General features: G+C 72.3%; 19 protein-coding genes and 2 tRNA genes. 8 read left to right on the forward strand and 13 right to left on the reverse strand.

Annotated features, from left to right (window positions below; genetic code table 11):
• Positions 1 to 342 precede the first annotated feature (342 nt).
• The 4 genes from HCN08_RS00710 to HCN08_RS00725 form a co-directional block, all read right to left on the reverse strand.
• A complete protein-coding gene (locus tag HCN08_RS00710) occupies positions 343 to 2799 on the reverse strand; it encodes a phosphatidylglycerol lysyltransferase domain-containing protein (RefSeq protein ID WP_167980818.1) in 2457 nt (818 codons plus the stop codon).
• Positions 2800 to 2949: 150 nt separating this feature from the next.
• A tRNA-Lys gene (locus HCN08_RS00715) sits at positions 2950 to 3023 on the reverse strand.
• Between the two features lie 56 nt (positions 3024 to 3079).
• The gene (locus HCN08_RS00720; RefSeq protein ID WP_240969656.1) at positions 3080 to 3682 is read right to left on the reverse strand and encodes a bifunctional DNA primase/polymerase; all 603 of its coding nucleotides are present in this window, start codon (positions 3680 to 3682) and stop codon (positions 3080 to 3082) included.
• Between the two features lie 176 nt (positions 3683 to 3858).
• Positions 3859 to 4239 carry a hypothetical protein gene (locus HCN08_RS00725; protein WP_167980819.1) on the reverse strand — a complete coding sequence of 127 codons (381 nt, stop codon included), beginning with the start codon at positions 4237 to 4239 and terminating at the stop codon, positions 3859 to 3861.
• A 354-nt stretch (positions 4240 to 4593) separates the two neighbouring features.
• Here HCN08_RS00725 and HCN08_RS00730 point away from each other — a divergent pair, with 354 nt between their 5' ends.
• From HCN08_RS00730 to HCN08_RS00740, 3 genes are all read left to right on the forward strand, one after another.
• Complete coding sequence (locus HCN08_RS00730) at positions 4594 to 5016, forward strand: hypothetical protein (protein ID WP_407648628.1); 423 nt, start codon at positions 4594 to 4596, stop codon at positions 5014 to 5016.
• 83 nt (positions 5017 to 5099) lie between these two features.
• Positions 5100 to 5969: a spermidine synthase gene (locus HCN08_RS00735; protein ID WP_167980820.1), complete on the forward strand. Its 870-nt coding sequence runs from the start codon at positions 5100 to 5102 to the stop codon at positions 5967 to 5969.
• A gap of 75 nt (positions 5970 to 6044) precedes the next feature.
• The gene (locus HCN08_RS00740; protein WP_167980821.1) at positions 6045 to 6740 is read left to right on the forward strand and encodes a response regulator transcription factor; all 696 of its coding nucleotides are present in this window, start codon (positions 6045 to 6047) and stop codon (positions 6738 to 6740) included.
• 74 nt (positions 6741 to 6814) lie between these two features.
• Here the strand turns inward: HCN08_RS00740 and HCN08_RS00745 are convergent, their stop codons facing one another.
• The 4 genes from HCN08_RS00745 to HCN08_RS00760 form a co-directional block, all read right to left on the reverse strand.
• On the reverse strand, positions 6815 to 8296 hold the full coding sequence (locus HCN08_RS00745; protein ID WP_167980822.1) for a GH1 family beta-glucosidase: 1482 nt from the start codon (positions 8294 to 8296) through the stop codon (positions 6815 to 6817).
• Positions 8297 to 8398: 102 nt separating this feature from the next.
• A complete protein-coding gene (locus tag HCN08_RS00750) occupies positions 8399 to 9313 on the reverse strand; it encodes a carbohydrate ABC transporter permease (protein WP_167980823.1) in 915 nt (304 codons plus the stop codon).
• Positions 9314 to 9316: 3 nt separating this feature from the next.
• Positions 9317 to 10318, reverse strand: coding sequence for a carbohydrate ABC transporter permease (locus HCN08_RS00755; protein ID WP_167980824.1), 1002 nt, complete (start codon positions 10316 to 10318; stop codon positions 9317 to 9319).
• Positions 10319 to 10479: 161 nt separating this feature from the next.
• Positions 10480 to 11838, reverse strand: coding sequence for an ABC transporter substrate-binding protein (locus tag HCN08_RS00760; protein WP_167980825.1), 1359 nt, complete (start codon positions 11836 to 11838; stop codon positions 10480 to 10482).
• A 307-nt stretch (positions 11839 to 12145) separates the two neighbouring features.
• Here HCN08_RS00760 and HCN08_RS00765 point away from each other — a divergent pair, with 307 nt between their 5' ends.
• On the forward strand, positions 12146 to 13177 hold the full coding sequence (locus HCN08_RS00765) for a LacI family DNA-binding transcriptional regulator (RefSeq protein WP_167980826.1): 1032 nt from the start codon (positions 12146 to 12148) through the stop codon (positions 13175 to 13177).
• A gap of 230 nt (positions 13178 to 13407) precedes the next feature.
• Here HCN08_RS00765 and HCN08_RS00770 read toward each other — a convergent pair whose 3' ends face one another.
• Together HCN08_RS00770 and HCN08_RS00775 are read right to left on the reverse strand one after the other, a co-directional pair.
• Positions 13408 to 15243, reverse strand: coding sequence for a discoidin domain-containing protein (locus tag HCN08_RS00770; RefSeq protein WP_167980827.1), 1836 nt, complete (start codon positions 15241 to 15243; stop codon positions 13408 to 13410).
• Positions 15244 to 15521: 278 nt separating this feature from the next.
• Positions 15522 to 17084, reverse strand: coding sequence for a cellulose binding domain-containing protein (locus HCN08_RS00775; protein ID WP_167980828.1), 1563 nt, complete (start codon positions 17082 to 17084; stop codon positions 15522 to 15524).
• A 242-nt stretch (positions 17085 to 17326) separates the two neighbouring features.
• On the opposite strand from HCN08_RS00775, the gene HCN08_RS00780 reads away from it, so the two are divergent.
• The gene (locus HCN08_RS00780; RefSeq protein ID WP_167980829.1) at positions 17327 to 20263 is read left to right on the forward strand and encodes a glycoside hydrolase family 48 protein; all 2937 of its coding nucleotides are present in this window, start codon (positions 17327 to 17329) and stop codon (positions 20261 to 20263) included.
• Between the two features lie 240 nt (positions 20264 to 20503).
• Here the strand turns inward: HCN08_RS00780 and HCN08_RS36840 are convergent, their stop codons facing one another.
• Positions 20504 to 21232, reverse strand: coding sequence for an NADPH-dependent F420 reductase (locus HCN08_RS36840; protein WP_167980830.1), 729 nt, complete (start codon positions 21230 to 21232; stop codon positions 20504 to 20506).
• Between the two features lie 313 nt (positions 21233 to 21545).
• On the opposite strand from HCN08_RS36840, the gene HCN08_RS00790 reads away from it, so the two are divergent.
• Positions 21546 to 21941 (forward strand): winged helix-turn-helix transcriptional regulator, encoded by a 396-nt coding sequence (locus HCN08_RS00790; RefSeq protein WP_167980831.1) that lies wholly within the window; start codon positions 21546 to 21548, stop codon positions 21939 to 21941.
• A gap of 75 nt (positions 21942 to 22016) precedes the next feature.
• Here HCN08_RS00790 and HCN08_RS00795 read toward each other — a convergent pair whose 3' ends face one another.
• Positions 22017 to 22829, reverse strand: a complete 813-nt coding sequence (locus HCN08_RS00795; RefSeq protein ID WP_167980832.1) for an SDR family NAD(P)-dependent oxidoreductase — start codon at positions 22827 to 22829, stop codon at positions 22017 to 22019.
• 143 nt (positions 22830 to 22972) lie between these two features.
• On the opposite strand from HCN08_RS00795, the gene HCN08_RS00800 reads away from it, so the two are divergent.
• Both HCN08_RS00800 and HCN08_RS00805 read left to right on the forward strand, forming a co-directional pair.
• Positions 22973 to 23617, forward strand: coding sequence for a winged helix-turn-helix transcriptional regulator (locus HCN08_RS00800; RefSeq protein ID WP_167980833.1), 645 nt, complete (start codon positions 22973 to 22975; stop codon positions 23615 to 23617).
• A 68-nt stretch (positions 23618 to 23685) separates the two neighbouring features.
• Positions 23686 to 23943: a hypothetical protein gene (locus tag HCN08_RS00805; RefSeq protein WP_167980834.1), complete on the forward strand. Its 258-nt coding sequence runs from the start codon at positions 23686 to 23688 to the stop codon at positions 23941 to 23943.
• A gap of 572 nt (positions 23944 to 24515) precedes the next feature.
• Here the strand turns inward: HCN08_RS00805 and HCN08_RS00810 are convergent.
• A tRNA-His gene (locus tag HCN08_RS00810) sits at positions 24516 to 24588 on the reverse strand.
• Between the last annotated feature and the right edge of the window lie 65 nt (positions 24589 to 24653).

The raw sequence follows: 24653 nt of genomic DNA on the forward strand, positions 1-24653 counted from the left end.
CGGTGGGTGGGGTGGTCGGGGGCGCTCCGGGGGGTACCTCCTCGGACTGCGCACCATGGCCTGCGTCCGCATTCGGTGGCCTCTTGTCGTGCGCAGTCCTGCGGGGGCACCCCCCGGATCACCCCCTCCCGCCCGTCGTCGGGCGGCTCTCCGCCGGTGGGGGCGGGGGTGGGTGGGGTGGACGTCCATGGTGCGCTGGGGCAGCTTTCCGCCGCCGCGGCTGGGGTGGGTGGGGTGACGTCCACACATGGACGGAGAGCCCCCGACGGTGGGAAAGGGCCACAGGGAGACCCGCACCCGCCCACTCATTCGCACGGGTGGCTGGGGGTGGGAACACACCTGCTACCCCCGGAGGGTGCGGTGGGGGAGGAGGAAGCCCTCGGCCACCGCGGTGGCCGCGGCTACGCGGGGGAGGTCGAGGCGGCGTTCGTAGAGGAGGAGGCGGCGCTCCCAGGTCGGGGCGTATGCCCCGTACGCATGGGCGCGTTCGGTGATGCGCCAGTGGTGGGCGAGGAAGCGCAGGGGGGCGCGGGCCAGCGCGGTGGAGTGGAAGGCGGTGACGTTGAGGGAGACGCGGGTGACGCCCGCGGGGGCGGTGAGGAGGAGGTCGGTGAGGAGGAAGTCGACCGGCGTACGGCCGGACTCGCGGTCGTACCGGACGAGGTCGAGGGTGAGCCCGTCCGCGCCCCAGGGGACAAAGCCGAGGAGTGCGCAGGTGCGGCCGTTGGGGTCGCGGCACTCCGCGAGGAGGCATTCGGCGTCGGCGGGGTCGCCGAGCCGGCCGAGGGCGACGGAGAAGCCGCGTTCGGCGGGGTGCCGACGCCAGGCGTCGGCGAGGTGGGCCAGGCGCTTGAACTCCTCGGGCTCGATCTGCCCCTGGCGGCGGTACGCCGCCGTGTAGCCCGCGTCGCCCACCATGCGGTGCAGCTCGCGCAGCCGCGCGGAGGTGAAGGCCGCGGGGGAGACCAGCGCCTCCTCGCCGGAGGTGATCGCGTGGAAGCCGGCCGCCGAGTAGGCGATCGCGGCCTCGGGCGTGGTGTTGGTGGCGGCGGGGACCCAGGCGTGCCGGCGGGCGAGGGTGAGCCAGGTGGTGATCGCGGTGGGCCAGGCGGCGGGCGGGCCGAGGGGGTCGCCGGAGGCGAGGGCGACACCGTTGACGACGCGGTAGCAGATCGCCGCGTCGCGGGCGGGGGTCCAGCTCACGGACTTGTCGCGGCGCAGGGCGAAGTAGCCGAAGGAGTCGCCGGCGCCGTGCGCGCGCAGCAGTTCGCGCAGCCGGCGTTCGTCGGCGGGCTGGAGGCGGGCGCGGCTGCGGGGGGAGCGGAAGAAGGCGAGCAGCACGACGAGCATCAGGGCGACGCTGAGGATGTTGATGGCCAGGTCGGTCCAGCCGGGCACGGTGATGCCGGGCACGTCGAACAGTCCGGAGACGGTGAGCACCCGGACGGAGGCGTACCGCAGGCTGCGGGCCCATTCGCGCGGCGGTGTGCGGTCGGTGGCGTGGACGAGCAGCGTGCCGACGCCCACGGCGACGACCGCCCCGACGAGCAGGCTGGTCAGGCCCAGCAGGACGTTGCCGCGTTCGCCGCGGACGTTGAACAGCGGGCGGGAGGCCAGCAGGGCGAGCAGGAAGAGCAGGGTGAGGGCGAGGGAGACCCAGTTGAAGGCGTGGCCGCGCGAGGAGCGCACGCCGAGGAGGGTGCCGGCCAGGATGAGGGTGTAGCTGGCGGCGAGCACGGTGGTGAAAATCCACGCGGCGCGCTTGCGGCGGCGCAGGGTGACGGACAGCACGAGCGCGAGGACGGCGCCGGTGAAGCCGGGGCTGACGAGGAAGGCGGTGACGTACTCGCCGTCGGTGGCGGCCCGGACGCGGGAGCGGAAGGGGGCGACGAGGCCGGTGACGACGTTGACCGCGGTCGCGGCCCGCAGGTACCAGACGGCCGCGACCGCGCCGGGGTCGCGCAGCGGGCGCAGCACCCGGTCGAGCAGGATCTCCAGGCGGGACGGCGGGATGTCGACGATGGTGGGCCGGGAAGGCGGCGCCTTGGTGAGGGAGACCGGGCTCGGCGCGCCGGCCACCGCGTCCATCGCGCGGGTCTTCCACGCCACCATCCGTACGTGGATGCGCTCCTCGCGGCGCTCGGAGCGGGCCATCCGGCGCGGCCTGCTGCCGTACCGCCAGCGGGCCCACGGGCTCGCCGGGCGGGCCAGCCGCAGGGCGCCGATGACGGCGAGGAAGGGCAGCATGACCCCGAGCAGGCCGGTCCACACCTTGCCCTTCATCAGGCACACCACGACGAAGGCCAGCAGCAGCGCCGCGACCAGGTACGTCGCGTAGGAGGTGCCGCCGACGTAGCCGCCGAGGGGCGCCTGGCCGATCAGGAGCAGGCCGATGACGCTGACGGCGAGGATCACCGCGTCGACGGACTGCCGGCCCTCCTCGCGCCAGTAGACGTCCTCCAGGTGCAGTACGAGCGCGAACTCGTCGAGGACCAGGCCGCAGCCGGCGCCGAAGACGACGGCCAGGACGTTGTGGGTGACGGGGCCGCCGTGCACGGCGAAGGAGCCGACGCCGCCGACGATCATCATGATCTGGCCGAAGACGACATGGTGGATGTGCAGGCCGCCGGGCTGGACGTTGCCGGGCCACCAGGACACGCCGCGGCGGATCATCCGGACGCTGAAGCGGATGAAGAGGAAGGAGCCGAGCAGGCCGGCCAGCAGCAGGAACAGGGGGGTGCGTCCGCCGGTGCCGGAGATGTGTACGTGGACGGCGTCCGACAGCGACCAGTGCCCCATCGTCCAAGGGTGCGGGTCGGGGCACACCGGGCCAAGCGGGCTCGCCGGTGGGCGTCGCGGAGGGCTGCACGGAGGGGGGAGCGGGGGTGAGCGGGAGCTCCCGGGCGTACGACGAAGGCCCTCCGCGACTGCGGAGGGCCTTCGATCAGGTGCGCCGCCAGGGACTCGAACCCCGGACCCGCTGATTAAGAGTCAGCTGCTCTAACCAACTGAGCTAGCGGCGCCTGCTGACGTGGAAAACATTAGCACCCACCCCGGCGACCTGGAAAATCGATAAGGCTCACGCGCTTCCGGGCACGCTCGCCAGGGCCGGCGGGGCGGCCGTCCGGGCGGCCTTGACGGCGCGGACGCAGGCCCACAGCAGGACGTCGGGGCCGGGCAGCCACGGGTGCCGGGTGTCGGGGGCGACGACCCAGCGGGACAGGGCGGTGCCGTCCTGCGGCGGGGCGGCGGGGTCGGCGTACAGGGGCGGGACGGTCACCGCGTCGCCGGCGCCGTGGCAGAGCATCGGCGGGACCGCGCCGGCCCACTCCTCCCAGCCGAGCAGCGCGGGCAGCCGCTGGGCGGTGCCCGGGGCGACCAGCAGCAGGACGCGGCCCCGGTGGACGGCGACCGGGCCGCTGCCCGGGCCCGCGGACCACAGCTGCTCCAGGAGCTTGCGGCCGAACAGCGGCGTGAGGTTGACCACGTCGAAGGCCCTGCCGCACGGCAGGACGCTGGGCGCGCCCGGCCGGGCCGACCACAGGGCCTCGACGCTGCGCGGGAAGGCGCTCGCGGAGGCGAGCCAGGCGGCGCCTTCCGGGGTGACGTACGCGGTGTGCTGCCGCCGCTGCGCTTCGGTGACGATTCCTACGACGCTGGTGGTCCCCTGCCATTCATCCATGGCGTCTACAGGTACCCGCTGGTGGGCGGCGCGCCGGTGGAATCGGCGGAATACGGGACAGCGGCGGGCCCGGGGCGTACCCTTCGACCCCGCACGGCGACGGGTCGGTTACGCGGTGACACCGCCCGGACCCGTTACGGACCCGCCGCGGGCTGCTTCACGTGGCCCGGGCCCCGTTACGGGGTGACGCCGCCGCCGGCGATCAGGCCGCGCCCCCACTCGGCCATCTTCTTGGCGTAGTCCTCGGACCAGCCGGCCCGCCCGGCGAGGTCGGCGATGCTGAGCCGGTCAAAGCGGCGGGCGTCGGTGAGCTGGGCGGCGGCCACGGCCTGGAACTCCGCGGCCCGCTCGGCGGCGGTGCGGAAGGCGTGCTCCAGCTCGGTGGCCCGGGCGAGCAGTTCGCGCGGGTCCTCCATGGACTCCAGCTCGAAGAACCGGTCGCCGCCGGAGTCCACGACGTCACCGGGCTCGAAGGTCAGCCGCGCGGGCCGCCGGGGCCGCTCCGTCCGCGCCTCGTCCCCTTCGCGGGCCGGCCGGCCCTGGTGCTCCTGCGACATTCCCTGACCTCCGCGCTGTCGTTCTCCCGCTCCCATTCTCCCGCCCGACCGCAAGTCCCCGCTCATGGCCGGCACGTCACGCAGTGTTCCGCCGGCGGCGGAAGCCGCTCGCGCGAGCCACACGCATGCTCACCCGAACAGCCGACGCCGCCGGCCGAGAATCACCCGCGGAGCGAATACGCCAGGAAACGCCACCCCCAACCGCCCGAATCCCACGTAGCCGGCGGAGCCGATGCGCGTTGTACCGGTGTGGCAGAGAAACGGTACGGCCGCGTCCGCCGCCGGACCGGGACACCGGGGGCCGGGCCCGACGGGGCCGGCGGCGAACCGGTCGTGAGAGGAGCGTTTGCCTTGGTGGAGACCAGTGGTAGCGGCACGCACAGGTCGGGGCCCAGCGCGGAGCGCAGCGAGTTGCCGGCGCCGTGCGATCTGGTGACCGTGCCGGCGCGGCAGGGCCTCGAAGCGGTGGACCTGCTGCGGCACGGCAGCGGGGTCGGCCCGGTGCTGCACGACCGCACGGGCGCGAGCCTGTGCTTCCTCGTGCCGCCCGGCACCGCCGACGCCTGGGACGTGCCCGGCAGTTCCTGTACCCGCACCGACGGCCGCGGCCTCGTCCTCGGAGCCGACGCGCCCCCCGTCGAGGACGGCGGCTGGCTGGTCCCGCCGCACACCGACACCGCCGTCACCGACCCGGCGGTGCTGCGCGCCGCCCTCGGCCAGGCGGCCCGCACGATCGAGCTCGCCGACTCCTACCAGGGCCGCCGCCAGACCCGCTGACGCCCGAAAAACCCCGCGGCGCCGGGCGGAGCCCCGCAGGGCCGTGCGTGAGAGCAGCCCGTACGCCACGGATAATGCAGCGCATGGCAGGCAGAAGGCAGCGCGGCGGCCGGGCGCGTACCCCCGAGGCGGTCACCGCACAGGTCGGCGGCGGCGCCGCGGCGCTCGTACCGGACCGGGAGCGCCCGCAGGCGTGGGCGCTGGTGGTGGACGGGGCGCCGCAGTCGCATGTGGACCTCGCCGCGCCCGACCACCTCACCTTCTCCTACCAGCGGCGGCTCGGCCACGTCATCGACCTCGTCGCGCCGCCCGGCGCCCCGCTGCGGGTGGTGCACCTGGGCGGCGGCGCGCTGACCCTGGCGCGCTACACCGCCCACACCAGGCCGCGCTCGACGCAGCAGGTCATCGAGCTCGACACCGCCCTGGTGGACCTGGTGCGCGCCCACCTGCCCTGGGACCGCGGCTGGCGGATCAAGGTGCGCGGCGGTGACGCCCGCGCGGGCCTGGCCAAGCTCCAGGACGGCTGGGCGGACCTGGTCATCGCCGACGTCTTCGGCGGCGCCCGCACCCCCGCCCACATGACCAGCGCCGAATTCCTCGCCGACGTCCGGCGCGTGCTGCGCCCCGGCGGCTCCTACGCCGCCAACCTCACCGACGGCGGCGACCTGGCCTTCCTGCGCGGCCAGCTCGCGACCGCGGGCCACGCCTTCGCCGAGCTGTGCCTGGCCGCCGACCCCGCGGTGCTGCGCGGCAAGCGCTTCGGCAACGCCGTCCTGTGGGCCGCCGACCGCCCGCTGCCCACCGCCGACTTCACCCGCCGGGTCGCGACCGACCCGCATCCCGGCCGGGTCGACACCGGGGCCGCGCTGACCGCCTTCACCGCCGGCGCCCCCGTCGTCACCGACGCCACCGCCGCGCCCTCGCCCCCGCCGCCGCCGGGCGCCTTCGGCTGACGCGCCCTCACCGCGCGCAGCCCGGTCGCGACGTTGTGCCACCAACTGGTGGCGCGACGCGCTAAGTTGCCGCCCATGGCCCGTGTGCTCGTCGTCGAGGACGACCACTTCCTGCGCTCCGCGCTCATCCGTCACCTGACGGAGTCCGCGGCGCACAGCGTGCGCAGCGCCGGTACCGCGCTGGAGGCGTTACGGGAGGTCGCCGGCATCCGGTTCGACGCCGTGGTGCTGGACCTGTGGCTGCCGGACCTGCGCGGCGCCGAGGTCCTGGCGCTGCTGCGGGCGGTCAGCGACGTCCCCGTGATCGTGACCTGCGACCCGGGCGCGGGGGAGGCCGAGGCGGTCCGGCTGCTCGACGCCGGCGCCGACGACCTCCTGGTCAGGCCGTACGCGCCCGAGCACCTCGCGGCGCGCCTTGCCGCGCTGCTGCGCCGGGCCGGGATCCGCGCGGCGGCGACCGCGGCGCAGGAGGTGCTGCGGGTCGGCGGGCTGACCGTCGACGCCCGGCGCAGGACCGCCGCGCTGGACGGCGTACCGCTGGAGCTGACCCGGCGCGAGTTCGACCTGCTGCGCTTCCTGGCCGCCCGGCCCGGCGAGGTGGTGGCCCGGCGCGAGCTGCTGGCCGAGGTGTGGCAGCAGGCGTACGGCGACGACCAGACGGTCGACGTCCATCTGTCGTGGCTGCGCCGCAAGTTGGGCGAGTCCGCCGCCCGGCCCCGCTACCTGCACACCCTGCGCGGGGTGGGCGTCAAGCTGGAGCCGCCCCCGTAGGAGCGCCCGTACACACGGAAGGGGCGGTACGGCAGCACCCTCGAACTGCCGTACCGCCCCTCTTTCCCGTCCCCTCAGGACTTCCCGTCCTCCTCCGGGAGGTCCGGAAGGACGTTTGTACGCGCCACCTGGGAGTACCAGTGCGCGCTCTGCTTGGGGATCCGGCGCTGCGTGCCGAAGTCGACGTACACCGCGCCGAAGCGCTTGCTGTAGCCGTAGGCCCACTCGAAGTTGTCCATCAGCGACCACAGGAAGTACCCGCGTACGTCCGCGCCGCCGGTGATCGCCTCGTGCACCGCGGACAGGTGGCCGCGCAGGTAGGCGACCCGCTCGGGGTCGTTGACCCGGCCCTCGGGGGAGATGTAGTCGTCGTAGGCGGCGCCGTTCTCGGTCACCATCAGCGGCAGGCCCGGGTGCTCGCGGGCGATCCGGTTGATCAGGTCGCGCAGCCCGGTCGCGTCGACGGCCCAGCGCATCGCGGTGGTCTCGCCGGGCGGCAGGTGGAAGGCGACATGCTCCGAGCCCGGCCACGGCGAGTGGTCGCTCGACCCGTGCCCGTCGTTGCGCGGCGGCTTCGGGCCGTCGCCGGCGACCCGGCCGTCGGACACCAGCGTCGGGGTGTAGTAGTTCAGCCCCAGCAGGTCGATGGGGCGGCCGATCTCGGCGAGGTCGCCGTCCCTGACCAGCGTCTCCCAGTCCACCAGGTGCGCGGTGTCGTCCAGCAGGTCGGCGGGGTAGCCGTCGCCGAGGATGGGCCCGAGGAAGACCCGGTTGCCGACCGCGTCGATCCGGCGGGCCGCGTCGAGGTCGGCGGCGGAGTCGGTGAGCGGGCGGATCTGGTGCAGATTGAGGGTGATCGAGGTCTGCGCTGTAGCGGGGAGAACGGAACGCAGAACCCCGATCGCCCGGCCATGGGCGAGGTTGAGGTGGTGCACGGCCTTCAGCGACGACTCCGGCTCGGTGCGCCCGGGGGCGTGCACACCGGAGCCGTAGCCGAGGTAGGCCGAGCACCACGGCTCGTTGAGCGTCGTCCAGTACGGCACCCGGTCGCCGAGCGCGCTCGCCACGATCTCGGCGTATTCGGCGAAGCGCTCGGTGGTGTCGCGTACGGTCCAGCCGCCGACGTCCTCCAGGTCCTGCGGGAGGTCCCAGTGGTAGAGGGTGGCGACCGGCGTGATGCCCTTGTCGAGCAGCTCGTCGGTGAGCTGCCGGTAGAAGTCCAGGCCGCGCTGCACGGCGGGGCCGCGGCCGGTGGGCTGGACGCGCGACCAGGACACCGAGAAGCGGTAGGCGCCCAGGCCCAGGTCCGCCATCAGGGCGACGTCGTCGCGGAAGCGGTGGTAGTGGTCGGCGGCGATGTCACCGGTGTCCCCGTTGCGGACCCGGCCAGGGGTGTGGCTGAAGGTGTCCCAGATCGAAGGCGTACGGCCGTCCTCGGCCGCGGCGCCCTCGATCTGGTAGGCGGCCGTTGCCGCCCCCCAGACGAAACCGGGGGGAAAGCGGAGCGAGGCAGAGCCGGTCGATAGCTCGGTGCCCTCTGAATGGACAGCTGTCATGACGGGGGACTCCAGGGGAATCAGGGGGTAGTCGGGGGAGGGGGGCTCCCACCGGGGGCCCGTACGGCACAGGGGGGTTGCGTCCCGTACGGGCCGGTGGGGTCAGCTCTTGACGGCGCCCGCGGTGATACCGCCGACGATCTGCTTGCCCAGCACGGCGAAGACGACCAGCAGCGGCAGCGTCGCGACCAGGGCGGCGGTCACGACCACGGCGTGGTCGACGGTGTGGTTGCCGGAGCCGACGCCGGCCAGCGCGACCTGCACCGTCGGGTTCTGCTCGTTCAGCGCGATCAGCGGCCAGAAGAAGTCGTTCCAGGCCTGGACGAACACCAGCATGCCCAGCACGGCCATCGCGGGGCGGGCGATGGGGAAGACCACGTGCCACAGGATGCGCAGGCTGTGCGCCCCGTCCACCCGGGCCGCCTCGATCAGCTCGATCGGCAGCGCCTCGGACAGGAACTGCCGCATGAAGAACACGCCGAACGCGGCGACCAGCGAGGGCAGGATGACCGACTGCAGATGGCCGACCCAGCCGACGTTGGTGATGATCTGGTACAGCGGGATGACGCTCAGCTGCGGCGGAATGGTCATGGTGGCGACCACGATCATCAGCAGCGCGTTGCGCCCGCGGAACTCCAGCTTGGCGAAGGCGAACCCGGCGAGCGTCGCGAACAGCACGGTGCTGAGCGCCACGCAGCCGGCGACCACGGTGGAGTTGATCAGCGCCTTGGTCATGTCGACCTCGCTCCACACCACCTTGATGTTCTCCACCAGGTGGCTGCCGGGCAGCAGCGGCGTCGGCGGGGAAACGATGTCGGTGTCGGTGTGGGAGGCCGCCACGACCGTCCAGTACAGCGGGAAGAGCGACACCGCGGCGGCGAAGATCAGCAGGACGTACGCGACCGGTCCCGCGTGCTGCTGCTTGCCCGGCGCCCCGGCCTTGGCGCGGCGGCGCGCGGGGGCGGCGGTGGAGTGGCGGGGCCCCGCGCTCTGCGTGGCCTGGGTCAGTTGAGCCATGGGTCAGCCCCCCAGCTTCCGGCGGTTGGCACGGGCGACGAGCAGGTTGGCCGCGCCGATGAGCAGCAGGATGAGCAGCATGACCCAGGCCACCGCCGACGCCCGGCCGAGCTCGCCGACGTTCCAGCCCTGGTCGTACATGTACAGGCTCAGCGTCTGGTACTGGTGGTCGGTGCCGCCGGTGATGCCGACGCCGCCGCCGTACATCAGCGGCTCGCCGAACAGCTGGGTCGCGCCGATGGTGGAGACGATGATGGTGAACAGGATCGTCGGGCGGATCGAGGGGATCGTGACGTTGATGAACTGCCGCCAGCGCGAGGCGCCGTCCAGCGCCGCCGCCTCGTACAGGTCATGCGGTACGGCCTGCATCGCGGCCAGGTAGATCAGCGCGTTGTAGCCGGTCCACCGCCAGGTGACGATCGAGGAGATGGCGATCTGCGCCGGCCACTTGGACGACTCCCAGTCGATGTGGCCCGCTCCGATGTGGCCCAGCAGCTGGTTGATCATGCCGTAGTCGGGGTTGAACAGCTGGATGAACACCAGCGTGGCCGCCGCGACCGAGGTCGCGTACGGGGCGAGGATCGCGACCCGGAAGAAGGACCGGCCGCGCATCTTGTAGTTCAGCAGGTGCGCGATGCCGAGCGCCATCATCAGCTGCGGGACGGTGGAGATCACGCCCAGCGTGAAGGTGTTGCGCAGCGCCTTCCAGAAGAACGGGCTGTTCCACAGGGCGGTGTAGTTGTCGAAGCCGATCCACTTGCCGTGCGCGCCCAGTTCCACCTGCTGCAGCGACAGGTAGCCGGTGTAGATCAGGGGGAAGAGGCCGAAGGCGGCGAAGACGATGAAGAACGGGGCGACGTAGGCGTAGGGGGACGCCTTGGTGTCGAAGCGGTAGAGCCGGGTGCGCCAGCCGGGAGGTCGGCTGCCGTCCTGGGTTGACGGGCGCTGGGCGGGCCTGGACGACGGCGGGCTGCCGTCGGACGTCGCCCTGACGGAGGTGGCCACGAGGGGCGTCCTTCCCGTAGGGGTGCGGGCGGTGGACCGGGTGGGGGAGGGTTGTTCAGAACTTGTAGGGGCCTCGGCGCGGTGCGTTCATTTGTCGCAGCCGGCCGTATGACGGGCCGCCCGGCAGGTGGGAGACACTGCCGGGCGGCCCCGCCTGGGGGTTACTGAACGACCTTGTCCTTGATCTGGCTGGTCACGTTCGACCAGGCCTTGTCCTTGGACGTGTGGCGCTTCTCCATGTCCATGATGCCGTTCTTGGTGATGATGTCCTTGACGTTGCCGTCCCACGGGCCGATCGGGGCCGGGGTGATGTTCTTCGCGGCACTCGCGAAGAGCTTGCCGACCGGGGTGCCCGGGAAGTACGGGTTCGTCAGGTTCTGCACCGCGGGGTCATCGAGGGCCTTGACGGTGGAGGGGATGTTGCCGAACTTCTGGAAGACCTTGATCTGCTGCTCGGGGGCGGTCAGCCACTGGGCGAGCTCGGTCGCCTCCTTGACGTGCTTGCCGGACTTGGGCACGGCCAGGAACGAACCGCCCCAGTTGCCGACCTGCGGCGGCGCCGCGATGTCCCACTTGCCCTGGCCCGCCGGGCCGGAGTTGCTCTGCACCAGGCCGACCATCCAGCTCGGGCAGGTGACGGTGGCGAACTTGTTGGTCTTGAACGCCGCGGTCCACGCGTTCTGCGGGTCCAGCTGCTGGTAGCCGGCGGTGATACCGGCCTCCACGGCCTCCGTCGACAGGTCCCAGGCGGTCTTGACGCCCTGGCTGGTGTCGTAGATGAGCTTGCCGTTGGCGTCGGAGTACTGGGTCGGCTGGCTGGCCAGGATCGCGTTGAACAGGCCGCTGCCGGAGTCGGAGAACTTCATCCCGGCCGGGGCCTTGGCCTGGAACTGCTTGCCCAGGTCGATGAACTTCTGCCAGTCGCCGTTCCACTGCGAGGCGAGCTGGTCGCGGTCGGTGGGCAGGCCGGCCTTGGCGAAGGCGTCCTTGTTGTAGCAGATCGCGGTCGGGCCGGCGTCCGTGCCCAGGCCGATGATCTTGCCGTCGCCGGTGGTGGCCTGCTTCTCCTTGTACGGCAGCCAGTCGTCGGCGTTGAAGCCCTGGACCGTCTTGAAGTCCACGAACTTGTTGGCCAGGTTCGGCTGGATGGCCAGGCCGATGTAGCCGACCTCGATGGCCTGGATGTCGTCCAGGCCGCTGTTCTGCGTCAGGTGCAGCTTGAGCTTGTCCCAGTACTGCTGGCCGTCGGAGACGTTGTCCTCGACGATCGTGATGTTGGGGTGCAGCTTCTGGTACTCGGCGTAGAGGGCCGCGCCCTTCTCGTTGTCGTAGCCGAACGAGCCGAAGTCGCCGACATGCAGGGTGATCTTCTCGTTCGACGACGCGGAGCTGCTGCTGTCGCTGCTGCCCTTGCTGTCGTCCTTGCTGTCGCTGCTGCAGCCGGTGATCAGGGTCGCGCAGGCTGCGAGACCCGCGACCGCGATGACGGCGGCCTTGCGGGTTCTGCCGGAAGTGCGCATTCCACTCTCCTTGTCAGGGTGGGTCGGCGTGCGGGTGGTGCGTGGTCCCCGGGGGTGTGACGGAAGTTGGCGTTGTGGGAGCGCTCCCACGTAGGCTTTCCGGAACATTCACGCCTAGGGGGGGTCAGTGTCAAGATGTGAAGTCCATTTCGTTGCCGGAACGTGTCCGGAGCTGACTGGCGATTACTTCTTGAACGGAAGCCGCGGCCTGGGGCTTGTAGTGTGGGAGCGCTCTCAAGAACCGCTCCTGCGGGGAAGGACCGGGCGCTAAGGTGGCGCGAAATGAGTACAGGAGGCGGCAGTGGCCATGAACGGACGGCACAGCGGGCGTCCCACCCTTGAGGAGGTGGCGCTGCGCGCCGGGGTCGGGCGGGGCACGGTCTCCCGGGTGATCAACGGATCGCCGCGGGTGAGCGACCGCGCGAAGGCCGCCGTCGAGGCCGCCATCGCCGAGCTCGGCTATGTGCCCAACCGTGCGGCCCGGGCCCTGGCCGGCAACCGCACCGACGCGATCGCGCTGGTCATCCCCGAACCGGAGACCCGGCTGTTCGCCGAGCCGTACTTCTCCGACATCATCCGGGGCATCGGCGCGGAGCTCGCCGACACCGACATGCAGCTGCTGCTCACCTTGATCCGGACGCCCAAGGAGCGGGCGCGCTTCGCGCAGTACCTGGCCGCCCACCGGGTCGACGGGGTGCTGCTGGTCTCCGTGCACGAGGACGACCCGCTGCCGGACCTGCTGGAGCAGCTGGAGATGCCCGCGGTGCTCAACGGCCGCCGCAGCGACCTGGAGTCCGTCTCCTACGTGGACGCCGACAACGTCGGCGGGGCGCGGGCCGCGGTCGCCCACCTCATCGCGCGCGGCCGGCGCCAGGTCGCCACCATCACCGGGCCGCCGGACATGTACGTGGCCCGCAGCCGCCTCGACGGCTACCGGCAGGCGGTGGAGTCCGCGGCCGGCGGCCTCGGCGGCTTCGACACCGCGCTGGTCGCCCGCGGCGACTTCACCGAGGAGGGCGGCCGGCGCGCGATGCGCGAGCTGCTGGTGCGCCGCCCCGGCATCGACGGCGTCTTCGCCGCCTCCGACGTGATGGCCGCCGGCGCCCGCGCGGTGCTGCGCGAGGCCGGCCGCCGGGTGCCCGAGGACGTCGCCCTGGTCGGCTTCGAGGACTCCGCGATCGCCCGCCACATGGACCCGGCCCTCACCAGCGTGCGCCAGCCCACCGAGGAGATGGGCCGCACGATGGCCCGGGTGCTGCTGGAGGAGATCGCCGAGCGCGCCTCCGTACGCCGCCACGTGGTCCTCGCGACCGAACTGGTCCAGCGCGACTCCGTCTGACCCCGCGGGCCCCCCAGGGGCCCCTCAGGCCCCGGGGAGGCCCCTGGGCGGCCCCCCCGGGCCGCACGACGCCGCCGGGGGCGGAGCCGGTGCGCGTGGGGCGCGTACCGGTCCGCCCCCGGCGGTTTTGTGGGGGGACTCGTGGGGGGTCTCGGGGAACGGGCCGTCGGGGACGGCCGGTCGGGCGGTGGGCCCTGGGCGCGGCGGTGCCGGCCCAGGGCCCGGTCGGCTCAGTAGCCGACCGCGATCTCCATCCACTGCGGGTTCTGCTGCGAGGCGTAGGCCGCCTGGCCGGCCACGTCGTCGTACGGGAAGCCGTACGCGAGGTGGTTGATGCCGTGGTCGTGCCAGTACTTGGCGTACCAGTTGGCCGGGTCGCCGCTGTAGAACTTGGTCGGGTCCTGCTGCTGGGCGGCGGGCAGGGTCGCGGTGTGCCGGTTGAGCGCCGCGCACTTGGCGGCGTCCGCGCCCATCGAGCCGGCGCAGCCGAAGATGTTCGACGTCGGCTCGTTCACCCCGACCGACTGGGCGTACGCCGTGAAGTAGTTGGCGTTCACCCCGCCCTCGCGGAAGCTCGGGTCGCTGCCGGGCGCGATGATCCGGTACGGCGCCTGGGTCTGCGCGAGCACCTTGAACTGCTGCGGCACCGAGGCCTGGAAGTTCGCGAAGACCTGGTCGCGGCTCATCGTGAACAGGTCCTGGCTGTCACCGAGCTGGATGTCCTGGCCGTCGTGCGAGTGCAGCCGGATGGCCAGCGGCAGGCCCCACGCGTCGACGCGGGTGGTGTTGCCGTTGAAGACGGTCGCGCCGATCGTGAACTCGATGAAGTCGTAGTACTGGCTGTTCGGCGAGCCGACGTAGAAGTACATCCGGCCCGAGGAGTTCGCCGGCATGTCGAAGTACGGCTGGTCGGCGATCGAGTGGACCTGGCCGTTGAAGCTCCAGTAGACCTGGCTGTCCGGGTAGGCGCCGTTGGTCCGGTTGAGGATCTTCAGCTCCATCACGTTGTGCGCGGCCGGGATGTCGTCGGTGGTGCCCCAGAAGGAGTCCGGCGGGGTGGTGCCGCCGGTGCTGCCACCGGTCGTACCGCCGTTGTTGCCGCCGCCGTTGGTGGTGCCGCCGGTGGTGGTGAAGACCTGGAACTCCCACAGCGAGACGCCGTACGCGGTGGCGCGGGCGGTGGTGTTGATCCGCACGTACCGGCCGGTGCCGGTCACGTTGAGGTTCTGCACGCCGCCGGTGGCGCTGGTCGTGGAGTAGACGGTGGTCCAGGTGCCCGACGGGTTGTCGGTGACCTGGATCTGGTACGCGGTCGCGTACGCCGCCTCCCAGTTCAGGCCGATGCCGCAGACCTGCTGCGACGCGCCGAGGTCCACCTGGAGCCACTGCGGGTCGCTGAACGCGCTGGACCAGCGGGTGCCGGTGTTGCCGTCGACCGCCGCGGAGGCCGGCGTGCCGGCGTTCTCGGTGGAGGAGGCGGTCGCGGTGTGGTTCAGCGCCGCGTTGGTGGTGTTGCACGCGCCGGGGTTGGTGCCGCCGGCGCCGTAGACCTGGAACTCCCACAGCGAGTAGCCCCACTGGGTCGCCCGCACGGTGCCGTTGAGCCGCACGTAGCGGCCGGAACCGTTTACGGTCAGGTTCTGCACGCCGCCGGTCGCGGTGGTCGTGGAGTAGATCGTCGTCCAGCTGGTGCCGTTGGTGGACGTCTGGAGGGTGAACGCCTTCGCGTACGCCGTCTCCCAGTTGAGCGTCACCTGGCTGATGGACTGGGTGCTGCCGAGGTCCACCTGGATCCACTGGGGGTCGGAGGCGGCGCTGGACCAGCGGGTGCCGGGGTCGCCGTCGAAGGCCGCCGAGGCGGGCGTGCCCGCGTTCTCGGTGGACGACGCGGTGGCCGGCTTGCCCTGCGAGAGCAGGGTGCCCGCGGCGCGGGCCGGTGACTGCGAGGTCACCACCAGGAGGAAGCCCGCCACCAGGGCGAGCAGGGCGGTTAGGACCAGATACGGCTGGCGCCCGCGATGGCGCCCCGGCCGTCGGCGCACCAACAGGGAAGTGCTGCCTGACATGTGTTCTCCTCAACCGGGTGGGGGTCCGTGACGGAGGCCGCCAGAGCGGGATGAGAGCGCTCTCTCGGCGAGGTGATGTATACAAGGCGCTCACGTCAGCGTCAATAAGTTGTTCAATAATGGCCGGTTGAGAGTTCGCGGGATTACGAGACTCGAACGAACTCCCGCCCCGCTCACGGCGGTTCAGCCGCTGCTCAGGGGGCCGGGAACGCGGGAGGGGCGGGCCCGTGCACGCCATCCATGCACGGGACCGCCCCCGTTCGCGGGGTGCCGCCGGATCAGCCCAGCGACGCCAGGTGGTTCTTCAGGCCGAGGCCGTAGTTGGTCGCCGTACCGTCGTAGCTGGAGATCAGCGAAGGGCCGGAGGAGCAGTCCCAGGTGTTCCAGGTCCACCCGAGGTAGGACAGCTGGTGGCTGTCCAGCCAGCTCATGAAGCTGTCGGTGAAGGAGTGCGCGCAGGTGTTCTCGCCGATCTCACCGGCGACCAGCGGCACCTTCGCGGCGACCGGCGCCAACTGGGAGTCCCAGCAGGAGCTGTTCGCGCATGAGTTGAAGTTGTACACATGAACGGCCGCCGCCAGGTTGCCCGTCGGGTCGGTCGGCTCGTGCGCCAGCCACCCGGTGAGGTCGTTGGAGTAGGCCAGTCCGCCCATCAGCACGACGTTCTGCGCGCCGGTGCCACGTACGGCGTCCAGCATGTCCTGCATACCCGCCACGTCGTAGCCGATGCCCGGGCAGGTGCCGCCGTCCCGCCAACACGTCCACGCCTGCTCGGTGTTGGAGGTCGCGCGGTCCGGGTAGGGCTCGTTGAACAGGTCGAAGACGATCGAGGTGTTCGACTTGAACGTGTTCGCCACACCGGTCCAGAACGGGATCGCGTACTGCGCGTCCGGCATCGGCTTCTGGCAGGTGGCGTTGACGTCCGTGCAGCCCGCCGAGTTGCCGGTGTAGAGGCCGTGCGTCCAGTGCAGCTCGACGATCGGCGTGATGCCGTGCGCGACCAGGCGGTTGACCCAGCCGGTGATCGCCGCGATGTAGTTGGCGCCGCCGTCGGCCGCCGGCACGTACGAAAGCCCCTCCCAGCAGTCCTCGTTGAGCGGCACGCGCACCGCGGTGACGCCCTTCCAGCTCTTGATCGCGTCGATCGCCGCGTCGTCGACCGGGCCGTCGAAGATGCCGTTGCCCTGCGCGCACGCGAACTCGGTGCCGGACCGGTTCACTCCGTGCAGGACGACCTGCTTGCCGGTGGAGTCGACCAGCTTGTTTCCGGCCACATGCAGCTTGGGCGGCGCGGTGTCCCCGCCGGGCGGGGTCGTGGGCGGCGTGGTCGGCGGGGTCGTCGGGGGAGTGGTCGGCGGGGTCGTGGGCGGTGTCGTCGGCGGGGTGGTGGGCGGCGTGGTCGGGGGCGCGGTGCCGTCGACGTTGCACGCCGTGCCGTTGAGCGTGAAGCTCGTCGGCGCCGGGTTGCTGCCCGACCAGCTGCCGAGGAAGCCGGCGCTGACGGTGCCGCCGGTGGGGATCACGCCGTTGTACGACATGGACGCCGCGGTCACGGTGCCGCCGGACTGGGTCCAGGTGGCGTTCCAGCCCTGGGTGACCTTCTGGCCGCCGGCGAAACCGAAGGTCAGGGTCCAACTGGTGGTCGGTGCCGCGTTGTTGGTGATGACAACGTTGCCCTGGAATCCGCTGTCCCACTGGTTGGTCACCGAGTAGGAGACCGCGCAGGCGGGCGCCGCGCCCGCCGCGCTGGTCGCGCCGAGCGTGGGTAGCAGCGCGGCGGCTGCCGCCGCCGTGCTCACGGCGGCCATGGACAGCGCCGCGGTGCGCGTGGGTCGTCGCATGTGCGACTCCTCGTGATGTGGGGGGATCAAGAAGTGGACGCGCTCCCACTGGTCCGGCGCAGAACCCTAGCGTCAAGTCCGCTCCAGGGGTAGAGGGGAATATGCGTCGGCCCGCGAACAGGCCGTTGCGCTTCACCTCTTGACAGGTCTTTGGCAACGCCTTGATGGTGGGAGCGCTCCCACTGGTTCACAGATCCATCGCAGGACACATCCCCCCACGAACCGCGAGGAGGACCTCTCGCATGGCAAGAGGAAGACCGATCGTCACGCGCGCGCGACGGCGGACCACCAAGTTGCTGACGGCGCTGGTCGCGGCGCTCGCCCTGCCGCTCGGCCTGACCGTGGCCACCGGCGGCGGTGTCGCGCACGCGGCCGGGCTGCAGTGCAGCGTCGACTACACGACGCAGGACTGGGGTTCCGGCTTCACCGCCAACGCCAAGATCACCAACCTGGGCACCGACGCGATCAACGGCTGGACGCTGACGTACTCGTACACCGGCAACCAGGCGCTGCAGAGCGGCTGGAACGGCACCTGGTCGCAGTCCGGCAAGGCCGTCACCGTCAAGTCGCTGGACTGGAACAAGACGATCGCGCCGAACGCCAACATCACCACGAGCGCGAACTTCAACTACAGCGGCACCAACGCCGCGCCGACGACCTTCAGCGTCAACGGCACGGTGTGCGGCGGCGCCCACCAGCCGCCGCTGCCGGTGCTCACCAGCCCGGCGGCCGGCGCCACCTACAGCGCGGGCGCGACCATCCCGCTGGCGGCGACCGCGGTCGCGGCGGACAGCGCGACCATCACCAAGGTCGAGTTCTACAGCGACACGACCCTGCTGGCCACCGACACCACCGCGCCGTACTCGTTCGACTGGACGAACGTCTCGGCCGGTGACTACTCGGTCTACGCCAAGGCGTACGACAGCCTCGGCGCGTCCGCCGAGTCCACCCCGGTGGGCGTGCACGTCGCGACCGGCCCGGCGATCGTCGCCTCGCCGACGACGCTGTCGGTCCAGCAGGGCAAGACCGGCACGTTCGGCGTGAAGCTCTCCAGCGCGCCGACCGCCAACGTCACGGTGGCCGTGGCCCGCACCGCGGGCAACACCTCGCTGAGCGTCCAGTCCGGGGCGAGCCTGACCTTCACCCCGGCCAACTGGTCCACCGCGCAGAACGTGACGATCGCCGCAGCCGCCACCGGCTCCGGCTCGGCCACCTTCTCGGCGACCGCCACCGGCTACAGCGCGGCGACCGTCAGCGTCAGCGAGATCGGCGCGACCGGCGACTACGCGGCCCGGTTCCTCACGCTCTACGGGAAGATCACCGACCCCGCGAGCGGCTACTTCTCGCCCAAGGGCATCCCGTACCACTCGGTCGAGACGCTCATGGTCGAAGCCCCGGACTACGGTCACGAGACCACGTCCGAGGCGTACTCGTACATGATCTGGCTGCAGGCCATGTACGGCGAGGTCAGCGGGGACTGGAGCAAGTTCAACGCGGCGTGGACGACCATGGAAACGTACATGATCCCCACACACGCCGACCAGCCGACCAACAGCTTCTACAACGCCAGCTCGCCGGCCACCTACGCCCCCGAGCACCCGCTGCCGTCGGACTACCCCTCGCAGCTGGACAGCAGCGTCAAGTCCGGTGTCGACCCGATCGCCGGCGAGCTGAAGTCGGCGTACGGCACGGACGACATCTACGGCATGCACTGGCTGGAGGACGTCGACAACGTCTACGGCTACGGTGACACGCCCGGTGGCGGCTGCGAGCTCGGCCCGACGGCGGCCGGCCCGTCGTACATCAACACCTTCCAGCGCGGCGCCCAGGAGTCGGTCTGGGAGACGGTCCCGCAGCCGACCTGCGACGCCTTCAAGTACGGCGGCAAGAACGGCTACCTGGACCTCTTCACGGGCGACTCGCAGTACGCCCAGCAGTGGAAGTACACCGACGCCCCGGACGCCGACGCGCGCGCCATCCAGGCCGCGTACTGGGCGGACACCTGGGCCAAGGCGCAGGGCAAGTCCGCGGACGTGGCGGACACCGTCGCCAAGGCCGGCAAGATGGGCGACTACCTGCGGTACTCGTTCTTCGACAAGTACTTCAAGAAGATCGGCAACTGCACCAGCCCGAGCTGCCCGGCCGGCACCGGCAAGGACAGCGAGCACTACCTGCTGTCCTGGTACTACGCCTGGGGCGGCTCGTCCGGCTCCGGCGGCGGCTGGGCCTGGCGCATCGGTGACGGCGCCTCGCACTTCGGCTACCAGAACCCGCTGGCGGCCTACGCGCTGACCACCGACCCGGCCATGGCGCCGAAGTCGGCGACCGGCAAGCAGGACTGGACCACCAGCCTGAGCCGGCAGCTGGAGTTCTACCAGTGGCTGCAGTCCTCCGAGGGCGCCATCGCCGGTGGCGCCACCAACAGCTGGGACGGCGCCTACGGCCAGCCCCCGGCCGGCACGCCCACCTTCTACGGGATGGCGTACGACTGGGAGCCCGTCTACCACGACCCGCCGTCGAACCAGTGGTTCGGCATGCAGGCCTGGTCGATGGAGCGGGTCGCGGAGTACTACCAGCAGACCGGTGACGCCAAGGCCAAGAAGATCCTCGACAAGTGGGTCGCCTGGGCCATGTCCGAGACCACCGTCAACGCGGACGGCACCTTCAAGATCCCGTCCGACCTCCAGTGGACCGGCGCGCCGGACACCTGGAACGCGGCCAGCCCGGGCAGCAACGCCGGCCTGCACGTGACGGTCTCGGCCTACGGCAACGACCTGGGCGTCACGGCGGCCTACGCCAAGACGCTGTCCTACTACGCCGCCAAGTCCGGCAACACCCAGGCCCAGAACATGGCCAAGGCGCTGCTCGACGGCATGTGGACGAACTACCAGGACCCGCTGGGCATCGCCACCCCGGAGACCCGGGCGGACTACAACCGGTTCGACGACCCGGTCTACGTGCCGTCCAGCTTCTCCGGCACGATGCCCAACGGCGACAAGATCGACTCCAACTCGACGTTCATCGAGCTGCGGTCCTTCTACAAGAACGACCCGAACTGGCCGAAGGTCCAGGCGTACCTGAACGGTGGGAGCGTGCCGAGCTTCACGTACCACCGCTTCTGGGCCCAGGCCGACATCGCGATGGCGATGGGGGCGTACGGGCTGCTCTTCGGGGCGTGACGCCCGGGGGGTGGCCTTCGGGGGTGTGACCTCCGGAGGCCGGCCCTCGGGGGTGATCCGGACCCCCGGTGGGAGCGGGGGCGGGAGATGACCCGGGACGCCTGACAGTCGCCCGGCCGCCTCCGCCCTCCCACCGGGCCTCACCGCGGCTCCGTTCCCTCCCCGGCACTGGGGGGAGCGGGGCCGCGGTTCTTTTGCGGCGCGGTTTCTTTTATGCCGCGGGGGCGCGGGGGCGGGGGCTTACGCGTCCGGAGCCGGCAGGCTGATGTGCGGGACGGCGCTCGCGGGGTCCACGCCCGCGAAGGCCAGGCCGATGACGAAGCCGGCGACCTCCTCCAGCTGCCGGGCCCGGCGCAGGGGGCCGAGGACGGCGGGCTGGCCGCCCGCGTCGGCCACGAGCTGCGACACGGCGGCGAGGGCGGCGTCGTCGTCGCCGGCGAGCACGACGGTGACGGGCTCGCGGGCGGGCTCGGCGGCGGGCTCTCGGCGGCGCTGCTCCGGGCCCGGCTCGGGGTGCGGCTCCGGGCGGGGCTCGGGGCCCGGCTCGGGGCAGGGCTGCCACTGGTCGGCGGCGAAGAGGTGGAAGCCCTTGACGACGTGCGCGCCCGGCGCGAGGTCCGCGAGGTGCTCGGCGGCCGAGCGGCCGTCAGGGGTGAGGAGTTCGCCCACGCCGTGCGCGACCGCGTTGGTCGGGTCGAGCAGGGGCGTGCCGGCGAGCGTGCCCTCCTTCGCGCCGGCGAGGGCGAGGATGTCGGCGAGCCCTTCCCACGCGACCGCGACCAGCACCACGTCGGCGCCCGCCGCCGCCTCCCGCGGTTCCACGGCGACCGCCGCCCCGCCGATCCGCCCGGCGGCTGCGGCGGCCTTCTCCCGCGACCGCCCGCCGATCCGTATCGCATGCCCCGCCCGCGCCCACGCCGTCCCCAGCCCCACGGCCAGCGTGCCCGTCCCCAGGATCCCGATCCGCATGCCCTGCTCCCGTTCCCGTTGCCGTTCCGGCTTCCCGGCGCCCCCGGCCTGCCCGGCGGCGTACCGGGGGCCACGGTAGGAAACCCGATACGCACCACCCGGTAGGCAACGCCTGGGGCACGATGGGGTGATGGAGACCGCGCGGGGCGCTCCGGGCGCCGGTGAGGGCACGGGTGCCGCCGGCGCGCGGCCCGTCCGGGGGTGCGGGGCGCCTGCGGGCGCCCGGGGGGCCGCCGATGCCGGGCCTTTGGCGGAGCGCGGGGTGCCGGCGGGCGCCGGGGCTGCGTGGGGCGCCGGGGCCGTACCGGAGTCCGTGGCAGGGGCGGGTGCCGACGGCTCCCGGGCGGCCGGCGACTGCCCGCCCTTCCTCGCCGACTGCCGGCTGCGGGCGGCGACCGAGTTGCTGGCGCACACCTGGGACGGTGTCGTCCTCGCGGGGCTGCGGTCCGGGCCGCGGCGGCGCCGGGACCTGCTCCGGTGGCTGGGCGGGGTGAGCGACAAGGCGCTGACCGAGACCTTGCGCCGCCTCCAGGCCAACGGCCTGGTCGACCGCCATCCGCGCCCGGCCGCCCCGCCGCACGTCGACTACGCCCTGACGCCGCTCGGCGCCTCCCTCGTCGACGGCCCCCTGCGGGCGCTGGCCGACTGGACGCTGGCCCACGGCGACGACCTCCTCGCGGCCCAGGACCCGCCGCCCGCGGCGGGGTGAGCCGGCGGTTACCCGGAGGGTGGGCCCGGCGGGGAACGGACGCCCCGCCGTCGATGCGCCCCGCGGGGCCGCGGCTCAGTCGACGAGCGCGCCGGCCGACATGTTGACGATCGCGCCGGTCATCGCGGCCGACCGGTCCGACGCCAGGAAGGTCGCGGTCTCGGCGACCTCGGCGAGCGTGGGCAGCCGCCCCAGCAGCGTCCCCTGCGCCATGCCTCCGCCCTCCAGCAGCTCCCGTACCGACACCCCGGCCGCCGCCGCGATCTTCTCGAAGAGCTCCCCGGTGTAGGAGCCGGCCGCCGGGGCGTCGACGACGGCGTGCGGCCGGATGCCGATGACCCGGACGCCGGCCGGCGCCAACTCCGCCGCCAGCGCCCGCGAGAAGGCCTCCTTGCCGGCCGCGCTGACCGCGTGCCCGAGGATGCCGCCCACCGCCAGCTTCGCGCCCGGCTCGGAGAGGGTCAGGATGACGCCGGACCGGTCGCCGCCCATGTGCCGCGCCACGGCCTTGCTGGTGAGGAACTGCGCCCGCAGGAAGCCGTCGACGGGCCGCATGAACTCCTCCAGGGTGAGGTCAGCGAGCGGCGTCCCCTGGTCGTGCGGGAAACTCACCGCGTTGAGGGCGATGTCGATGCCGCCGGCCGCCGCGGCGACGCCGGCCGCGTGCTCGTCGACCGCCCGCTGGTCGAGCACGTCGACCCGCGCGGTCTGCGCCGTCCCGCCCGCCGCGGCGATCTCGCCGGCCACCGCGTCGAGCGTCGCCTTCGTCCGCCCGGCGAGGAAGACCCGCGCGCCTTCCCGGGCGAACGCCCGCGCGACGGCACCGCCGATGGCGCCCCCGCCCCCGTAGATCACGGCGTTCTTGTCCTTGAGCAGCTGTCCACTCACTACGAAGCCTCCCGGCTCGCACTCGTCCGGGCCCGGTGCGGCCCGTGCGGAAAACCAACCACATCAGGTTGTGAAAAACAATCACCCGCTGTGCTATTTTCGGCTCGGAGCCGGACGGGGAAGTGACGACAGGGAGTGCGACCATGCCGACCACCCGCAGCTACCGGGACGCATGCGGGATCGCCCGGGCCCTCGACGTCGTGGGGGAGCGGTGGGCGCTGCTGGTCGTACGCGAACTGCTCCTGGCCCCGCAGCGCTTCTCCGAGCTGCGGCACGCGCTGCCGCACGTCAGCTCGAACCTGCTCGCCGACCGGCTGCGCGAGCTGGAGCACAACGGCGTGGTGCGCCGCGGCCAGGCCCCGGCGGCGGATCCGCGGGCCTATGAACTGACCGAGCGCGGCCGGGCGCTGGAGCCGATCCTGCTGGCGCTCGGCGACTGGGGCATGGCCGCGCCGCAGCCCCCGCCGCCGGCCTCACTCAGCGCGACCTCCGTGCTGATCTTCCTCCAGGGCGCCGCCCGCCCCGACCCGGCGGCCCCACCCCTCGACTGCCGCCTGGAGCTCGACGACCGCGTCTGGACGGTCCGCCTCGCCGCCGGCCGCGCCCACGTCCACCCCGGCGCGACCACCACCGCCGACGTCCTCCTGCGCACCGACCCCACGACCCTCAGCACCCTCCTGACCGACCCCACCACCCTCCCCGCCGCCTGCGCGGCCGGCACCGCCACGGTCGTCGGCGACCCCGCCACCGTCTCCCGCCTCCTCCACGCGATCCCCCCACCCGCATAACTGGCGCCCCGCCCCCGCCCCCGGTACCGTCGTCCGCCCGTTCCCGCCCGACGCCCTCCGGAGCCCCCATGCCCGCCGAGCCCCTCAAAGCCCACTTCACCCCGGACCCGATACAGCTCCCCGACGGCCGCAAAGTGCGCATCAGCGCCTACCCCGACGGCAGCATCCGCATCCGCGTCGACGGCCTCCCCTACGTCCTGACCGAGGCCTACCTCTCCGGCAACCCGGACAAGGACCAGGCGATCCTGAAGCTCTCCCCGGGCAAGCAGGGCAGCAACGCCGCCTACAACTACGTCGAGGAACTCGAAAAAAAGCTCCACCCGTAGGACCCGCCCCGGCCGCCACGCCCCCCTTAGTCCCCCACCACCCCACCCCGCCACCAACGCCGGCGTTTTCCAGCCTTTCCCCGAACGCCCCTCGGGGGGAGACCTGTCCGTACCCACCGGAGCAGACACCAAAGCCCCGGCGCCACTTGCCCGGCGCCGGGCCGGCCCAGCGGCAGTAACCCCGGCCGCCGCGACGGGGGACGCGGACGACCGGGGCCGTACGGGGGCGGGTCAGTGGGGGATGCCCGCGATGATCTCCCTCGCGCCCTGCCGCAGCAACTCGGCGGAGACGCGGGCGCCGACGGCCCGGACTCCTGGTTTGAGGCCCACCAGGCCGGTAGCGAGATCGTGGTGGGCATCGTCGATCTCCTCGTGGCCGTTTGGGACGGAATCCCGGCGCGGGGCTTCGGAGGCACGGCTGATGAGGCCCCGACCGAATCCGGTCGGGGCCTCTCCTAGCAGATCGGGCCTACCCAGGCAGTGTGTTCACGTCATGTTCGCGAGGGCCGACGCTGACCCAGCGAAATGGCCCCTGGCCTGCGTCGCCGCAGGTCAGGGGCCATTGTCAGGAGGGTGAGTGACGGGACTCGAACCCGCGACATCCTGGACCACAACCAGGTGCTCTACCAGCTGAGCTACACCCACCATCAGCGGCGTTTCCCCGGTGATCTTGCCGGGGTGGCGTCGCCTCGAAAAGTGTACAGGGTGGC

The sequence above is a fragment of the Actinacidiphila epipremni genome (genome assembly GCF_012034175.1).
Classification (GTDB): Bacteria; Actinomycetota; Actinomycetes; order Streptomycetales; family Streptomycetaceae; genus Actinacidiphila; species Actinacidiphila epipremni.

Coding starts and splice junctions, on each gene's coding strand:
- HCN08_RS00710 (WP_167980818.1), bottom strand. CDS start 2,799: ATGGGGCACTGGTCGCTGTCGGACGCCGTCCACGTACACATCTCCGGC.
- HCN08_RS00745 (WP_167980822.1), bottom strand. CDS start 8,296: ATGACAGCTGTCCATTCAGAGGGCACCGAGCTATCGACCGGCTCTGCC.
- HCN08_RS00735 (WP_167980820.1), top strand. CDS start 5,100: ATGGCAGGCAGAAGGCAGCGCGGCGGCCGGGCGCGTACCCCCGAGGCG.
- HCN08_RS00720 (WP_240969656.1), bottom strand. CDS start 3,682: ATGGATGAATGGCAGGGGACCACCAGCGTCGTAGGAATCGTCACCGAA.
- HCN08_RS00750 (WP_167980823.1), bottom strand. CDS start 9,313: ATGGCTCAACTGACCCAGGCCACGCAGAGCGCGGGGCCCCGCCACTCC.
- HCN08_RS00740 (WP_167980821.1), top strand. CDS start 6,045: ATGGCCCGTGTGCTCGTCGTCGAGGACGACCACTTCCTGCGCTCCGCG.
- HCN08_RS00765 (WP_167980826.1), top strand. CDS start 12,146: ATGAACGGACGGCACAGCGGGCGTCCCACCCTTGAGGAGGTGGCGCTG.
- HCN08_RS00760 (WP_167980825.1), bottom strand. CDS start 11,838: ATGCGCACTTCCGGCAGAACCCGCAAGGCCGCCGTCATCGCGGTCGCG.
- HCN08_RS00770 (WP_167980827.1), bottom strand. CDS start 15,243: ATGTCAGGCAGCACTTCCCTGTTGGTGCGCCGACGGCCGGGGCGCCAT.
- HCN08_RS00725 (WP_167980819.1), bottom strand. CDS start 4,239: ATGTCGCAGGAGCACCAGGGCCGGCCGGCCCGCGAAGGGGACGAGGCG.
- HCN08_RS00805 (WP_167980834.1), top strand. CDS start 23,686: ATGCCCGCCGAGCCCCTCAAAGCCCACTTCACCCCGGACCCGATACAG.
- HCN08_RS00780 (WP_167980829.1), top strand. CDS start 17,327: ATGGCAAGAGGAAGACCGATCGTCACGCGCGCGCGACGGCGGACCACC.
- HCN08_RS36840 (WP_167980830.1), bottom strand. CDS start 21,232: ATGCGGATCGGGATCCTGGGGACGGGCACGCTGGCCGTGGGGCTGGGG.
- HCN08_RS00775 (WP_167980828.1), bottom strand. CDS start 17,084: ATGCGACGACCCACGCGCACCGCGGCGCTGTCCATGGCCGCCGTGAGC.
- HCN08_RS00800 (WP_167980833.1), top strand. CDS start 22,973: ATGCCGACCACCCGCAGCTACCGGGACGCATGCGGGATCGCCCGGGCC.